Raw genomic sequence first — 14,071 nt, forward strand, 5'->3', positions numbered from 1 at the left:
CCGAGCCCCGAAAGGCCTTCCATACTGCATGCCAGGCGCCGCCCCTGCGGCCCCACCGTCCCACTCGCGCGAGCAGGCCCTATGCCCCACTGGCTGGTGATCGACCTGGAAGCCACCACCGAGGAAGGTGGCTGGCCGGTCGAGGAAATGGAGATCATCGAGATCGGCGCGACCCTGGTGGCCGCCGCAGACGGTCGCGAGCAGGACCACTTCCAGCGCTTCGTGCGGCCGCAGCGCCGTCCGCTGCTGACCAGCTTCTGCCGCGAACTCACGCACATCAGCCAGGCCGACGTCGACGGCGCCGCGCCGCTGGCCGAGGTCTGGCCGCAGTTCGAACGCTGGCTGGCGCAGCACAGCCCGCGCCTGGCCGGCTGGGCCAGCTGGGGCGACTACGACCGCCACCAGCTGGAACTGGAATGGCGCAACCAGCGCATCGCCAGCCACCTCAGCCAGGTGCCGCACCTGAACCTCAAGCAGCGCTTCGCCCAGGCCCGCCAGCTCAAGCGCCCGGTGGGCCTGAACACCGCGCTGCAACTGGCCGGCCTGCACTTCCAGGGCCAGCAGCACCGCGCCCTGGAAGACGCCCGCAACACCGCCCGGCTGCTGCCCCTGGCGCTGTGAAGGCCGCGTAGTGACGCTGCCCACCACCTTGGGCATACTGGCGCTCCTTTTTTCGCCCTCCCCTACCCCCTGTTGCAGGAGCAGCCCCCATGTTCAAGGTCAACGAGTACTTCGACGGCACCGTCAAATCCATCGCCTTCGGCATGAACGAAGGCCCGGCCACCATCGGCGTCATGGCCCCCGGCGAGTACGAATTCGGCACCAGCCAGCTGGAGATCATGCACGTGGTCGCCGGCGCCCTGACCGTCAAGCTGCCGGGCAGCGACGAGTGGGAAACCTTCGCCGCGGGCAGCCAGTTCACCGTACCGGGCAACAGCAAGTTCCAGCTGAAGGTCGCGGTGGATACCGCTTACCTGTGCGAATATCGCTGAGTTCGAGCGGTGTTTGAAGAAACCGGCCCCTGGGGCCGGTTTTTTATTGGTGGAATGCAATGTAGGAGCGAGCTTGCTCGCGAATGGACTATCCCGGCGACTCCGCTGCCACGCTTACCTCTGCTCCCTCTCCCTAACCCTCTCCCTGAAGGGAGAGGGGACCGTTGGGCAGACGCTGGTGCTCTGGAGTTAGCCGGCAGCCCCGAAAGTTACCGGCTGAAACCTGGCCCTCTCTCCGCACGGACAAGCCCCCTCTCCCTTCAGGGCGGGGCGCGCAGCCGAGGGCTGGGGAGAGGGGCGAGGTCAAGCCAAACACCGAAACCACCAGTGGGTCACCCTTCGCGAACAAGCTCGCGCCTACATCCCCCCTCTCCCACTCAAGCCATGCAACCGCTGCTGCGTCGCGCTGGGCGTCTCGCCGAACAGCTTGCGGTAGTCGCCGGCGAAGCGGCCCAGGTGGGCGAAGCCCCAGCCCAGGGCGATCTCGGAGATGCTGCGGGAAGCGCCGCTGGCGAGGATGTCCTGGCGCACCCCGTGCAGGCGGTAGTGCTTCAGGTAGGTCATGGGGGCGCTGCCGAAGTACTTGCGGAAGCCCTCGAACAGCTTGAAGCGCGACACCCCGGCGGCCGCTTCCAGGTCGTCCAGGCACAGGGCCTCGCGGGCATGGGCGTGGATGTGCTCGCGGGCGCGCAGCAGGTAGTGCGGCACCTTCTCGGCCAGGCACTGGCGCAGCGCCTCGCTGTAGTTGTTCGGCTGGGCGAGGATCAGCCCCTTGAGCAGCGCGCGCTCCAGGTCGCGGCTGAAGAAGGCCTGGCCGAACAGCTCGCTCAGCTCCATCTCCTCGTTCAGGTGGCGGACCATGCGCCACCAGGCCGCCGCCGCGCCGTCCCGGGCGTCCATCTCCGGCTCGAACACCAGGGGCCGCTCGGCCGGGCGCTGGAGCATCTCCTCCAGGGTGCGGCGCATGGCCAGCAGCGGGATCACCACCTGCAGCTTGCGGCAGTCGCCGGTGATGTTCAGCTCCTGGCTCTGGTTGGGCGAGACGATCACCCCGCGCTGCGGGTTCGACTGCAGGTAGCGCCCGGCCACGCTCAGCTCCTGCTCGCCGACCAGCGGCAGGCTCAGGCTGTAGCTGTTGAAGCGCTCGGTCTCGACGATGCCGATGGTCACCTCGGTGCCGTACTCGATGCAGCCCAGGGTGGTGGACATGCCCTTGAGCACGCTGCCGCTGTGCTGGAAGCGCACCGCCTCGGGCCGCCCGGCGTGCAGGCGGTGGGGCCCGCAGATGCTCGACATCCAGTTGCGGGCGGCGGTGAGGTCGAGACGGTCGGCGTGGATGTCACGGAAGCGAGCGGGGTTCTTCGGGTTCATCGCTGGGCACTCACGGCTTGTTCGGGGCGGCTCTGGCGGCGCTTGCGCCCAGTGTGCAGCAAGACGCGTACCTGCGGGCCACGGATCGTCGGCAAAGCCTCAGTATGCGGATAGTGTTCGCCCACTTTCCGGACCATCACCCTCCTTCCGGCACCCCGCCCGCGCCCTCCGCTGCCAGCCGGCGCACCGCAGCTGGGCAGCATCTACCCAGCCCGTGCGCCGCGGTGTTACCAGGCCGCCAATTTTGCGGATCGCCTTCCCTCACTGGGCGGATAGACCGCCAGGGCGCGCCGGCCGTGAAATGGAACCACCGATCCGCCCGATGGGACAACAACAATGAACGCACCAAGCAAGAGCCTTGCACAGTGGCAGGACTACATCCGTGGCTGCCTGGACTTCCGCCCCGCCGAAGGGGTGTACCGCATCGCCCGGGACATGTTCACCGAGCCGGAACTGTTCGACCTGGAGATGGAGCTGATCTTCGAGAAGCAGTGGATCTACGCCTGCCACGAAAGCGAGATCGCCAACCCCAACGACTTCGTCACCCTGCGCGCCGGGCGCCAGCCGATGATCATCACCCGCGACGCCGGCGGCCAGCTGAACGCGCTGATCAACGCCTGCCAGCACCGCGGCGCCACCCTCACCCGGGTGTGCAAGGGCAACCAGTCCACCTTCACCTGCCCCTTCCACGCCTGGTGCTACAAGAGCGACGGCCGCCTGGTGAAGGTCAAGGCCCCCGGCGAGTACCCGGCGGACTTCGACAAGGCCAGCCGCAGCCTGAAGAAGGCCCGCATCGAAAGCTACAAGGGCTTCGTCTTCATCAGCCTCGACGTCAATGCCACCGACACCCTGGAAGATTTCCTCGGCGACGCGAAGGTCTTCTTCGACATGATGGTGGCGCAGTCCCCCAGCGGCGAGCTGGAAGTGCTGCCGGGCCGCTCCGCCTACACCTTCGAGGGCAACTGGAAGCTGCAGAACGAGAACGGCCTGGACGGCTACCACGTCAGTACCGTGCACTACAACTACGTGGCCACCGTGCAGCACCGCCAGCAGGTCAACGTCGAGAACGGCACGGCCAGCGGCACCCTGGACTACAGCAAGCTCGGCGCCGGCGACGCGCAGACCGACGACGGCTGGTTCAGCTTCCGCAACGGCCACAGCGTGCTGTTCAGCGACATGCCCAACCCCAGCGTGCGCCCCGGCTACGCCAGCGTGATGCCGCGCCTGGTCGCCGAACACGGCCAGGCCAGGGCCGAGTGGATGATGCACCGCCTGCGCAACCTGAACATCTACCCCAGTCTGTTCTTCATGGACCAGATCAGCTCGCAGCTGCGCATCGTCCGCCCCATCGCCTGGAACAGGACCGAAGTCATCAGCCAGTGCATCGGCGTCAAGGGCGAGTCGGACCAGGACCGCGAGAACCGCATCCGCCAGTTCGAGGACTTCTTCAACGTCTCCGGCATGGGCACGCCGGACGACCTGGTGGAATTCCGCGAGCAGCAGCGCGGCTTCCAGGGCCGCCTGGAACGCTGGAGCGACATCTCCCGCGGCCAGGGCAAATGGCTCGAGGGGGCCACGCCGAACAGCGAAACCCTGGGCATCGCGCCCGTGCTCACCGGCACCGAACTCACCCACGAAGGCCTCTACGTCAACCAGCACCAGCACTGGCAGCGCTTCCTGCTCGACGGCCTGGAACGCAAGGCCCTGCAACCGAAGGAGGTGCAGGCATGAACGCGCAACTGCAATACCGGGTGGAACAGTTCCTCTACCGCAACGCCGAGCTGTGCGATGCCCAGGACTGGGACGGCTACCTGGCGATGTTCAGCGAAGACAGCGAGTTCCACGTCCCGCAGTGGGATTCCGAGCACGTCTACACCACCGACCCCAGGCGCGGCATGTCGCTGATCTACTACGCCAGCCGCGCCGGCCTGGAGGACCGGGTGTTCCGCATCCGCACCGGCAAGGCCGCCTCCACCATCCCCATGCCGCGCACCCTGCACGGCATCGACAACGTGCGCCTCCGCGAGCTGGACGGCGGCGAGCTGGAAGTGCGCGCCAACTGGCACACGCTGTTCTACCGCCTGGAAAGCCCCGGGCAGTTCTTCGGCCACGCCACCTACCGCCTGCGCCCGGCCGGCGAGAGCTGGCTGATCGCCCGCAAGCACGTGCTGCTGCTCAACGACCGCATCGACTCGGTGCTCGACTTCTACCACCTGTGAGGATGGCCCGATGAACCACAAGGTCGCCTTCAGCTTCGCCGACGGCAAGACGCTGTTCTTCCCCGTGCAGGGCAACGAGATCCTCCTCGACGCCGCGCTGCGCAACGGCATCAAGATCCCCCTGGACTGCCGCGAGGGCGTCTGCGGCACCTGCATGGGCCGCTGCGAGTCCGGCCGTTACGAAATGGACTACGCCGACGAGGAAACCCTCTCCCCCGAGGACCTGGCCCAGCGCAAGATCCTCAGTTGCCAGACCCGCGTGCAATCCGACGCCGCGTTCTACTTCGACTTCGACTCCAGCCTGTGCAGCGCCGCGGGCCCGGCCAGCCATCGCGGCGTGGTCAGCGGCGTCGAGCAGGTCTCGGCGAGCACCGCCATCCTGCGCCTGCAGGTGGAGGGCCCGGCGCCGGACTACCTGCCCGGCCAGTACGCCCGCCTGCACGTGCCGGGCACCGACGCGGTGCGCTCCTACTCCTTCGCCAACCGGCCGGGCCCCGGCAACCCGCTGCAGTTCCTCATCCGCCTGCTGCCCGACGGCGCCATGAGCAACTACATCCGCGAACGCTGCCAGGTGGGCGACGTCATCCCCTTCGAGGCGCCGCTGGGCACCTTCTACCTGCGCCACGTCGAACGCCCGCTGCTGCTGGTGGCCGGCGGCACCGGCCTGTCGGCCTTCCTCGGCATGCTCGACGAACTGGCCGAAAGCGGCGGCTGCGGCCAGCCGGTGCACCTGTACTACGGCGTGCGCCAGGCGGCGGACCTCTGCGAGCTGGAGCGCATCGCCACCTACGCCGAGCGCATCCCCGGCTTCGCCTTCACCCCGGTGATCAGCGACGACGACGGCTGGGACGGCAGGCGCGGCTACGTCACCGGGCACTTCGACGCCGCGGCCCTGCGCGATGCGCCCTTCGACATGTACCTGTGCGGCCCACCGCCGATGGTCGAGTCGGTGAAGGACTGGCTGCAGGCGCAGGGGCTGGAGAACGGCCGGCTGTACCTGGAGAAGTTCACCCAGAGCAACAGCTGAGTTCCGGTAGCAACGAAAAGGCCCGCTCGCGGGCCTTTTTTCATGCGCCGCGCGGAGCGGTTTATCGCGGACGGAGTCCGCTCCTACGGCGGCTCCGAGGTTCGGCGTATACGCCCTCGGCGTAGGGCGCATAACGCCTACGGCGTTATCCGCCGCTTGGCCCGGGCCCCAGGCGGCTTCGGGGCTGATCTTGGCGTGGGTTGTGGCATGGGTGTATCGGCGTATAACCGCGAACGGTTATACGCCCTACATCACGGTCGAACCCGGCGTAGGGCGCATAACGCCTACGGCGTTATCCGCCGCTTGGCCTGGGCCCCAGGCGGCTTCGGGGCTGGCCTTGGCGTGGGCTGTGGCATGGGTGTATCGGCGTATAACCGCGAACGGTTATACGCCCTACGTCATGGTCGAGCCCGGCGTTATCCGATCGGACCTGGCGTCAGGCCATCTGCGCCGCGCGGGAGCGGGTCAGCGTCATGGCGAACAGCGCCAGGCCGGCCAGCAGCACCGGCACTGCGATCCACAGGAAGAACAGCTGCAGGCCACCCGCCGCGGCGAACAGCCAGGCGCCCAGCGAGGAACCGATGATGGATCCGGCGCGCCCGGCGCTCAGGGCCCAGGCCACGCCGGTGGCGCGGGCGTGGGTCGGGTAGAAGGTGGCGGCGAGGATGCTCAGGTTGTTCAGCGCGCCGGTCAGGGTGAAGCCAACCACGAAGACCATCAGCAGCAGCGCCGTGGCATGGCCCAGCTGGGTGCCGGTCAGCGCCAGGGCGACGGCCGCGGCCAGGCACAGCGGCGGCAGCACCCGGTTCGCGCCGACGCGGTCCATCAGCATGGCCATGGCAATGCCGCCCACCACCCCGCCGAACGGCAGCATGGAGGCGATGCGCGCGGTCTGGCCGAGGGCGTAGCCGCTGTCGCGGAGGATGGTCGGCAGCCAGCTGGTCAGCAGGTAGAAGACGAACAGGCAGCAGAAGAACGTCAGCCACAGCATCAGGGTGCGCAGGGCGCGACCGTCGGTGAACAGCGAGGACACCGGCGAACGCGCCTGGCCGCGGGGCTCGTCGCCGATCAGCTCGACGGCCGCCCAGTCGCGGCTGCCACCGATACGCTCGAGAATGGCCCGCAGGCGCTCGACCAGCGCCGGCTTGCCGGCCATGAAGCAGATCGACTCCGGCAGCGCCAGCCAGAGCGCCGGCAGCAACACCAGCGGCGCCAGCCCGCCGCACAGCAACAGCCCCTTCCAGCCCACCAGCGGCAACAGCATGGCCGCCACCCAGCCGCCCAGGGCCAGGCCGAGGGTGAAGCCGGAATAGCTGAGCGTCACCAGCAGCATGCGCCGCCGCGCCGGGGAGTATTCCGAGCTGAGGGTAATGGCATTGGGCAGCACGCCGCCCAGGCCGATACCGGTGAAGAAGCGCAGCACGGTGAGCACCTCGATGTTCGGCGCCAGGGCGCAGGCCAGGGTGCCCAGGGCCACGATCAGCAGGCTCAGCATCAGCACCAGCTTGCGCCCGTGGCGGTCGGCCACCGGGCCGAAGCCGACGCTGCCCAGCAGCATGCCGAACAACCCGGCGGCGAAGGCCGGGGCCAGCTGGGCGCGCTCGATGCCCCAGTCACGCACCAGTTCGGGGGCGATGTAACCGATGGCCGCGGTGTCGAAACCATCGAGCACCACTACCAGGAAGCACAGCAGCAACACGCGGATCTGCAGGGCGGACAGAGGACTGTTGTCGATCACGTCGCTGACGCGCAGGGTTTGTCTGTTCATGGGGTTCTTCTCGTTGCTAGGGGTGGGCCGGCTCAGAAGAGCTTCCAGGTGTAACTGAGGATCAGGCGGTTCTCGTCGATGTCGGTGAGGTAGTTGGAACGGGCCATGGCGTTGCGCAGGCGGATGTTCAGCCCGGCCAGCGGGCCGCCCTGCAGCGTGTAGGCCAGTTCCAGGTCGCGCTCGCGGTCACGGCCCTCGAAGCCCCTGCCGGTGTCGACGTTGCTGCCGCGCAGGTAGCGCAGCGTGGTGCTCAGGCCGGGGATGCCGAGGGCGGCGAAGTCGTAGTCGTGGCGCACCTGCCAGGAACGCTCGTCGGCCGAGGCGAACTGGAAGGTGGGCACTTCGTTGCCCAGCGGCGCGACGTTGGGGAACACCCGCGGGAAGCCGTCGTCGCCGAACATGCCCTGGTAGCCGACGTAGAAGGTGTGCCCGCCGCGCCTGGCCGAGAGCAGCGCGTAGAAGGCGCGGTTGTCCAGGTTGCCGAGCAGGCGCTTGCCATCCTCCTTGGCGTCGTAGAAGCCGAGGTTGCCGCCCAGCACCCAGTCGCCGGCGGGCTGGCTGTGCCTGAGGCCGAGGAAACCCTGGCGGTAGATGTCTTCCAGCTGGCCGTACCAGAGGCTGGCGCGGGTGCGCTTGGCGTTGAAGTCGTAGTCGCCGCCGGCGAAGTTGAAGGCGTCGCTTTCCACCTGGCGGTAGGGTGTCGCGCCGACCATCGCCTGCAGGTCGCTGGTGCCGGCCTCGTTGCGCACGCTGTAGGACTTCAACCGGCCCGCCTGCAGGGCCAGGCCGGGAATCTCGGCGGAAGCCAGCATGGCGCCCTGGTAGGTGGGCGGCAGCAGGCGGTTGTCGCTGGCCGGCAGCACCGGCAGGTTGGGCTGCAGCTCGCCGAGCTTGAGTTCGCTGCGCGAGACCTTCGCCTTCAGCGCCACGCCCAGGCGGCTGTAGTCGTCCGGCGCGCGACCGTCGCCGTCCACCGGCAGCAGCCCGCTGTTGGTCCGCTCCGGGCTGCTGTCCAGCTTCAGGCCGAGCAGGCCGATGGCGTCCAGGCCAAAGCCCACGGGCCCCGGCGTGTAGCCGGAACGGAAGTCGAGGATGAAGCCCTGGGCCCACTCCTCCGTCTTCGATTGCGGGTTGGCGCCGACGATGTCCGAGTAGTCGCGGCTGAAGTAGTAGTTGCGCGCCTGCAAGGTGGCGCTGGCGCCCTCGACCAGGCCCTCGCCGGCCTCTACCTGCGGTAGCGCCGCCAGGGTGCCGGAGGCGAGCACCGCCAGGGACAGTTTGTGCTGATTGCTCATGTTGCTTGCACTCTTATCGTTGTTGTAGGCAAAGCGTTCCCTGCCGCCGGCAGCCCGGCAGCCTGGGGTGGTTCGATGGTGAAAGGCCGCCCGCAGCGGCGGCGCGTCGTCAGTTCACCGGTTCGCGCTGGCGCAGCGCGGCGTCGTAGGGCTCGCGCACCACGCCCTGCGGCGTCAGCTCGAAAGCCATCAGGTCCTGGCCGATGACGAAGGGCCCGGTGTAACCCTGGGCTACCCGCGTGCGAATCTCCTCTTCGGAGGCACGGCCGATCTCGCCGCGGCTGTACAGTGAGATGTGGGAGAACACCGCGTCACGGGGACGGGTCTCGTTCAGCACCTTCGCCACCTTTTCCGGGTTGGCCAGGTAGTCGTAGAAGTGCTTCACGTAGTCGGGGTGCGCCTGTTCCAGCTGATGGCTGGCGACCGACAGGCAGTGCACCAGCAGGTCCACGCCCTTGGCCTGCTGCACCAGGTTCGGCGCGTAGGTGGTGTCGCCGGACAGCACCAGCGAGCGCCCGGCATAGTCGACGCGGTAGCCATAGGCGGGCTTCACGTGGCCGTGGTCGACGAGAAAGGCGGTGACCTTCAGCCCGTCCTTGTCGAATACCACGCCGCCTTCGGCGGGCAGGGTCCGGTCGGAAATGCGGGTAGCCGCTTCGGCAACCTCCTTGCCACCCACGCGAATGCGGTTGTTCTCGCTGAACATGCGCTCGATGCCCCGGGCGACGTCGTCGATGCCCTTCGGGCCGATGACCGCCAGCGCCTGCGTGCTGCGTCCGTCGTCCGTGGGCAGCGGCGCGCTGGCGTAGAGGTCGGGCAGGCCGGTGAAGTGGTCGGAATGCAGGTGGGTGATCAGCACCGCATCGATATCGCGCAGCGGCACCTGCAGCTGGTGCAGGCGCATGGAAACGCCGCGCCCGGCATCGAACAGCAGCTTGTGCCGGCCGGCCTCGACCAGGGTGCTCATGCCGAAGCGGTTGATGTTGAGGATGGGGGTCCCGGTGCCCAGCAGGGTCACCTTCATGCTCTGCTCGTCGGCGGCGGCGGGCGCGCCGTGCAGAGCCAGCAGAAAGGCGCCCACGGCGCCGAGGATGCGTAGGGATTTCATCGCGTTCTACCTTCTGTTGTTGTTATTGACCGCTGGACGGGCCCAGGCCCGGCACGCTCAGCCATTAATGGCCGAGCGGCCCTGCCGGTCTATCCGCATAGTCGGCGGCTTCAATCCGCTGAGTGCCGTTGCGTTCGCAGCGCCGTTCGACACTCAGGTTTCCATTGGCCGGGTGAATACATCGGCCCCATCGCCCTGCTCCGCGCTGGCCCGCGCCAGGCATTCGCGGAACAGCCGGGCGGCGGGCCCCAGCTCGCGGCCGCTGGGGTGGAAGCAGCCGATATCGCCAAAGCGCAACGCCACGCCCAGGTCGAAGGCCTGCACGCCACCGGGCTCGCCCAGTTGCTGGGCGGTCTCCAGCGGCAGCAGGCCGACGGTCTGCTGGTCCTGCATAAGGGCCACGTTGGTCAGCACCGACAGCGACTCGATGACGTTCCCGGGTAGCGGCAACCCCGCTTCGGCGAACAGCCGGTCGACGGTCTGCCGCAGCAGCGAACCGGGGGGTGGCAGCACCCAGGGGCAGGCGTGCAGCTCGGCGAAGGTCAGCGCGCTCTGGCCATGCAGCGGGTGACGGCGGCCGCCGACGATGCACAGGCGCTCTTCGTAGAGCACGTCCACGCCCAGCGCCTGCGCCTCGCCACGCGCCAGCCAATCGTCCGGCACCCGGCCCACCACCAGGTCGACCTCGCCACCGATCAACGCCGGGAACAATTGGTCGAACTGACCGACGCGCACCGACACCAGCACACGCGGTGCGCGCGATTTCAGCAGGCGCAGGGCGCGTGGCAGCAGCGAGGTGGAAGCGGAGATCAGGGTGCCCACCACCACGTGCCCGGAGGTACCGTCCCGGAAAGCCTCGACCTCGTCGCTCAGCGCCCGCAGTTCGGCGAGCATCGAGCGCGCCCGGCGCAATACCAATTCGCCGAGCTCGGTGACGCTGACGCCACGGTTGCCGCGCTCCAGCAGCGGCGCGTCGAAGTACGACTCCAGTTCGTGGATGACCTTGGTCACCGCCGGCTGGGTCATGTTCAGCACCTGGGCGGCCCGCAGCAGCGAGCCGCTCTGCGCTACCTGGTCGAACACCACCAGCTGGTAGAACTTCAGTTTGCGCGCGACGGATACGACGCTGGATTTCATCTGGCACCTCGCTCTGGCCGGCCGTTGCGCCGACACCCTGCCATGGACGCTCTCAGAGGCCGAAGAAGGCCCTCGCATTGCCGGCGCAGATGCGCGCCTTGTCGGTTTCGCCCAGCAGCGGGTGCTCCAGCACGCCGGCGCCGATGCTCTGTTCGCCCAGCGGGAAGGGCGAGTCGGAGCCGAGCATCACCCGGTCGGCGCCCATCACCTCCACCAGCAGGCGCAGCGCGCCGGGGTCGAACACCGCCGAGTCGACGAAGAAGCGCTTCACGTAGCTGGAGGGCAGCTGCGGGCAGTCCTCGCGGACGATGTCGCGGTGGCGCCAGGCGTTGTCCACCCGCCCGAGCAGGAAGGCGAAGGCCCCGCCGCCGTGGGCGAAGCAGATGCGCAGCGACTCGGGCAGGCGCTCGAAGGCGCCGGAGAGGATCAGCGAGAGGATGCCCAGCTGGGTCTCCGCCGGCATCGCCACCAGCCAGGGCAGCATCCACTTCTTCATGCGCTCGCGGCCCAGCATGTCCCAGGGGTGCACCAGCAGCGGGATGCCCTCCTGCGCGCAGTGGCGCAGGAAGGTCTCCAGCCCGGAGTCGTCCAGGTCGCGCTCGCCGACGTGGTTGCCGATCTGCACGCCGACGTGGCCGCAGGCCTTGGCCCGGCTGGCCTCGCGGCAGGCGGCGTCGATGTCCTGCAACGGCACCTGGGCCAGCACCTTGAGACGCTCCGGGGCGATGGCGGCCATCTCCAGGGCACGGTCGTTCATCAGTTGCGCCCAGGGCAGCGCACGCTCGATGGGCTGGTCGTAGCCGAACATCACCGGGGTGGCGCACATCACCTGGACGTCCAGGCCCTGTTCGTCCAGGTGCTCCAGGCGCCGCTGCGGGTCCCAGAGCACGTCGTGCACCGGGCGGAACGGCTTGTCGCCGAGCATGATCTGCCCGTGCCGGCCCTCGGTGCGCAGCCAGGGCGCGCGCTGCGGGTGCAGGCGCGCGGCCTCGGCCTGGGTGATGGTGGGGAAAAAGTGCGAGTGGATGTCGATCTTCATACGCTGTGGAACTCGTTGAGTGTCTTGTGCCAGGCCTGCCAGTCGCGGCCCGGGTGGATCTCGCCGCATTCGCGGCAGCGGCGTTCCTCGTCGGAGGTGGCGTAGAACTGCTCGTACACCGGCGGCAGGTCGGCGACGATGCTCTGCAGCTGCATCTCGTAGCGCTTGACCAGGCAACCGCAGCGCGCGCAGGACCATTGCAGGGCATCGTGCCGGCCCTGCGGGCGGCGGTGCTCGATGACCAGGCACAGGCTGCCGGGCTCGGGGCGCTGCGGCGAATGGATGACGTGCGGGGCCATCAGGTAGATGTCGCCTTCCTTGAGGTCCACCCGCTCGTAGCGGCCGCGGTCCCAGATGTTCAGGTAGGCGTTGCCCTTGAACTGGTAGAAGAACTCTTCCACCGGGTCGTCGTGGAAGTCGGTGCGCTGGTTGGGCCCGCCGACCACGGTGACCATGTAGTCGCTGCCCTGCCAGATCTGCTGGTTGTTCACCGGCGGCTGCAGCAGGTGGGCGTGCTCGTCGAGCCAACGCTTGAAATTGAAGGGGGCGCTGAAGTGGTGCTTGTCCATTGTTGTTGTCTCCCAGCGGTTCAACGGGGGCGCGGCGCGTAGGCCACGGCCTTGATCTCGATGCGCAGGTGCGGGTGCGGCAGTTGGTGCACGGCCACGGTGGTGCGGGTCGGGCCGCTCTCGTCGAAGAACTCGGCGTAGACCTGGTTGTAGCCGCCGAAGTCGTTCATATCGACGAGGAAGGCGCTGATCTCGACGACGTCCGCCAGGCTGGCGTGTTCGCTGGCGAGGATGTCGCGGATGTTCTCGATCACCGCGCGGGTCTGCGCGCGGATGTCCAGGTTGGTGGTGCCCATGGCGTCCACCTCGACGCCGACGAAGCTGTTGTCCGGGCGCCGCGAGCTGGTGCCGGAGACGAAGAGGAAGTCGCCGGCACGCTTGATGTGCGGGAAGCGCCCGCGCGGGGTGGCCTTGCCGGCGACCACGGTGGCTTTGTTGTCGCTCATGCTGCTGCTCCTTGATCGTTGCGCACGCTGAAACTGCTCTGCCCCAGGCCCTGGACCTCGACGCTGACGTGCATGCCGGGCCGCAGGGCCTCGGCGGCGGTGGCGGCGCCGGCCATCACCAGGCTGCCGGCGGGCAGTTCGATCTGCGCCTGGTGCAGCAGGCGCGAAGCCTGCACCAGGCTGCGCAGCGGGTTGCCGAGGATGGCGGCGCTGGAACCGGCCTGGACCACCCGGCCATCCAGGCGCAGCACCACGCCGGCATTGGCCAGCCCGGCGAAGTCCCGCGACCAGGGGCCGATGGTCAGCCCGGCCGAGGAGCAGTTGTCCGCCACCACGTCCTCCAGGCTGAACTTGAAGGCCTGGTAGCGCGAGTCGATGATCTCCAGCGCCGGGGCCACGGCCTCCAGGTAGTCGGCCGCTTCCAGCAGGGTCAACGGGCGGTCGATGGCGCGGCGGGTGAGGAAGCAGACCTCCGGCTCGACCCGCGGGTGGATGTAGCGGGCCAGGTCCACCAGGCCGCCGTCCTCTTCCAGCATGGCGTCGGTGAGCCAGCCCCAGATCAGGCTGTCGACGCCCATCTGGACCATCTTGGCGCGGCTGGTGAAGCCCAGCTTGACGCCGATGCCGCGCTCGCCGTCGTCATAGCGGCGCTGCATGGAGGCGCGCTGGATGCGGTAGGCGTCGTCCAGGCTGAATGGCGCGCTGGCGCTGAACTGCGCCAGGGGCTCGGCATGCCGCGCGGCCTGGTCGAGGGCCTGGGCGATGCGGGGGATATCGGTGCTCATATGCTGTACTCCTGCGGATTACGCTTTTCGTAGGATCGAGGGGGCGCCTAGCCCCTGCTCGCGAACCTGGCCCCGCTGCGGAGTCGGTTCGCGAGCAAGCTCGCTCCTACAGTCGAGGGGGCCCACCGTAGGAGCGGACCTTGTCCGCGATAGCCGGAGGTTCCGGCGCGATTCGCGGATGAGATCCGCTCCTACGGGTTGCCCCGACACCGTGCCTTTGTAGGAGCGCGCCCTGCGCGCGAATCGCAGGCAGGGCCTGCTCCTACAGTCGAGGTGGGGCCCACCGTAGGAGCGGACCTTGTCCGCGATAGCCGG

At 68.5% G+C, this 14,071-nt stretch carries 14 protein-coding genes; 5 read left to right on the plus strand and 9 right to left on the minus strand.

Annotated elements, in window-relative coordinates; translation table 11 throughout:
- The first annotated feature begins 81 nt into the window (after positions 1 to 81).
- Both VV867_RS18730 and ppnP read left to right on the plus strand, forming a co-directional pair.
- Complete coding sequence (locus tag VV867_RS18730; RefSeq protein ID WP_328567244.1) at positions 82 to 621, plus strand: exonuclease domain-containing protein; 540 nt, start codon at positions 82 to 84, stop codon at positions 619 to 621.
- Between the two features lie 89 nt (positions 622 to 710).
- Positions 711 to 992, plus strand: coding sequence for a pyrimidine/purine nucleoside phosphorylase (gene ppnP, locus VV867_RS18735; RefSeq protein ID WP_328567245.1), 282 nt, complete (start codon positions 711 to 713; stop codon positions 990 to 992).
- 357 nt (positions 993 to 1,349) lie between these two features.
- Here the strand turns inward: ppnP and VV867_RS18740 are convergent, their stop codons facing one another.
- A complete protein-coding gene (locus VV867_RS18740; protein WP_328567246.1) occupies positions 1,350 to 2,363 on the minus strand; it encodes an AraC family transcriptional regulator in 1,014 nt (337 codons plus the stop codon).
- Between the two features lie 336 nt (positions 2,364 to 2,699).
- Here VV867_RS18740 and antA point away from each other — a divergent pair, with 336 nt between their 5' ends.
- From antA to antC, 3 genes are read left to right on the plus strand one after another with little or no spacing between them, the layout of a single operon-like run.
- The gene (antA, locus tag VV867_RS18745; protein WP_328567247.1) at positions 2,700 to 4,094 is read left to right on the plus strand and encodes an anthranilate 1,2-dioxygenase large subunit; all 1,395 of its coding nucleotides are present in this window, start codon (positions 2,700 to 2,702) and stop codon (positions 4,092 to 4,094) included.
- A complete protein-coding gene (gene antB / locus VV867_RS18750) occupies positions 4,091 to 4,582 on the plus strand; it encodes an anthranilate 1,2-dioxygenase small subunit (protein WP_328567248.1) in 492 nt (163 codons plus the stop codon). The genes antA and antB overlap by 4 nt, the downstream gene beginning before the upstream one ends.
- A 10-nt stretch (positions 4,583 to 4,592) precedes the next feature.
- Positions 4,593 to 5,609: an anthranilate 1,2-dioxygenase electron transfer component AntC gene (gene antC / locus VV867_RS18755; RefSeq protein WP_328567249.1), complete on the plus strand. Its 1,017-nt coding sequence runs from the start codon at positions 4,593 to 4,595 to the stop codon at positions 5,607 to 5,609.
- 436 nt (positions 5,610 to 6,045) lie between these two features.
- On the opposite strand, the gene VV867_RS18760 is transcribed toward antC, so the two are convergent.
- The 8 genes from VV867_RS18760 to VV867_RS18795 all read right to left on the minus strand — a co-directional run bounded on the left by VV867_RS18760 (position 6,046) and on the right by VV867_RS18795 (position 13,756).
- Positions 6,046 to 7,377, minus strand: a complete 1,332-nt coding sequence (locus VV867_RS18760) for an MFS transporter (RefSeq protein WP_109936975.1) — start codon at positions 7,375 to 7,377, stop codon at positions 6,046 to 6,048.
- 32 nt (positions 7,378 to 7,409) lie between these two features.
- On the minus strand, positions 7,410 to 8,672 hold the full coding sequence (locus tag VV867_RS18765; RefSeq protein ID WP_328567250.1) for an OprD family porin: 1,263 nt from the start codon (positions 8,670 to 8,672) through the stop codon (positions 7,410 to 7,412).
- Positions 8,673 to 8,781: 109 nt separating this feature from the next.
- Positions 8,782 to 9,780: an MBL fold metallo-hydrolase gene (locus VV867_RS18770; RefSeq protein ID WP_328567251.1), complete on the minus strand. Its 999-nt coding sequence runs from the start codon at positions 9,778 to 9,780 to the stop codon at positions 8,782 to 8,784.
- Positions 9,781 to 9,933: 153 nt separating this feature from the next.
- Entirely contained in the window at positions 9,934 to 10,917 is a 984-nt protein-coding gene (locus tag VV867_RS18775; RefSeq protein WP_328567252.1) for a LysR substrate-binding domain-containing protein, read from the minus strand.
- Positions 10,918 to 10,969: 52 nt separating this feature from the next.
- Positions 10,970 to 11,956: an amidohydrolase family protein gene (locus VV867_RS18780; protein WP_328567253.1), complete on the minus strand. Its 987-nt coding sequence runs from the start codon at positions 11,954 to 11,956 to the stop codon at positions 10,970 to 10,972.
- Complete coding sequence (locus tag VV867_RS18785) at positions 11,953 to 12,525, minus strand: 3-hydroxyanthranilate 3,4-dioxygenase (RefSeq protein WP_328567254.1); 573 nt, start codon at positions 12,523 to 12,525, stop codon at positions 11,953 to 11,955. Before VV867_RS18785 ends, VV867_RS18780 begins: the two co-directional genes overlap by 4 nt.
- Before the next feature lie 20 nt (positions 12,526 to 12,545).
- Positions 12,546 to 12,971 carry a RidA family protein gene (locus VV867_RS18790; RefSeq protein ID WP_328567255.1) on the minus strand — a complete coding sequence of 142 codons (426 nt, stop codon included), beginning with the start codon at positions 12,969 to 12,971 and terminating at the stop codon, positions 12,546 to 12,548.
- A complete protein-coding gene (locus tag VV867_RS18795; RefSeq protein WP_328567256.1) occupies positions 12,968 to 13,756 on the minus strand; it encodes a 2-keto-4-pentenoate hydratase in 789 nt (262 codons plus the stop codon). Before VV867_RS18795 ends, VV867_RS18790 begins: the two co-directional genes overlap by 4 nt.
- Positions 13,757 to 14,071: the final 315 nt, after the last annotated feature.

The sequence above is a fragment of the Pseudomonas sp. JH-2 genome (genome assembly GCF_036231725.1).
Taxonomy (GTDB): domain Bacteria; phylum Pseudomonadota; class Gammaproteobacteria; order Pseudomonadales; family Pseudomonadaceae; genus Pseudomonas; species Pseudomonas delhiensis.

Coding starts and splice junctions, on each gene's coding strand:
- VV867_RS18795 (WP_328567256.1), bottom strand. CDS start 13,756: ATGAGCACCGATATCCCCCGCATCGCCCAGGCCCTCGACCAGGCCGCG.
- antA (WP_328567247.1), top strand. CDS start 2,700: ATGAACGCACCAAGCAAGAGCCTTGCACAGTGGCAGGACTACATCCGT.
- ppnP (WP_328567245.1), top strand. CDS start 711: ATGTTCAAGGTCAACGAGTACTTCGACGGCACCGTCAAATCCATCGCC.
- VV867_RS18730 (WP_328567244.1), top strand. CDS start 82: ATGCCCCACTGGCTGGTGATCGACCTGGAAGCCACCACCGAGGAAGGT.
- VV867_RS18770 (WP_328567251.1), bottom strand. CDS start 9,780: ATGAAATCCCTACGCATCCTCGGCGCCGTGGGCGCCTTTCTGCTGGCT.
- VV867_RS18785 (WP_328567254.1), bottom strand. CDS start 12,525: ATGGACAAGCACCACTTCAGCGCCCCCTTCAATTTCAAGCGTTGGCTC.
- VV867_RS18790 (WP_328567255.1), bottom strand. CDS start 12,971: ATGAGCGACAACAAAGCCACCGTGGTCGCCGGCAAGGCCACCCCGCGC.
- antC (WP_328567249.1), top strand. CDS start 4,593: ATGAACCACAAGGTCGCCTTCAGCTTCGCCGACGGCAAGACGCTGTTC.
- VV867_RS18740 (WP_328567246.1), bottom strand. CDS start 2,363: ATGAACCCGAAGAACCCCGCTCGCTTCCGTGACATCCACGCCGACCGT.
- antB (WP_328567248.1), top strand. CDS start 4,091: ATGAACGCGCAACTGCAATACCGGGTGGAACAGTTCCTCTACCGCAAC.
- VV867_RS18775 (WP_328567252.1), bottom strand. CDS start 10,917: ATGAAATCCAGCGTCGTATCCGTCGCGCGCAAACTGAAGTTCTACCAG.
- VV867_RS18780 (WP_328567253.1), bottom strand. CDS start 11,956: ATGAAGATCGACATCCACTCGCACTTTTTCCCCACCATCACCCAGGCC.
- VV867_RS18765 (WP_328567250.1), bottom strand. CDS start 8,672: ATGAGCAATCAGCACAAACTGTCCCTGGCGGTGCTCGCCTCCGGCACC.
- VV867_RS18760 (WP_109936975.1), bottom strand. CDS start 7,377: ATGAACAGACAAACCCTGCGCGTCAGCGACGTGATCGACAACAGTCCT.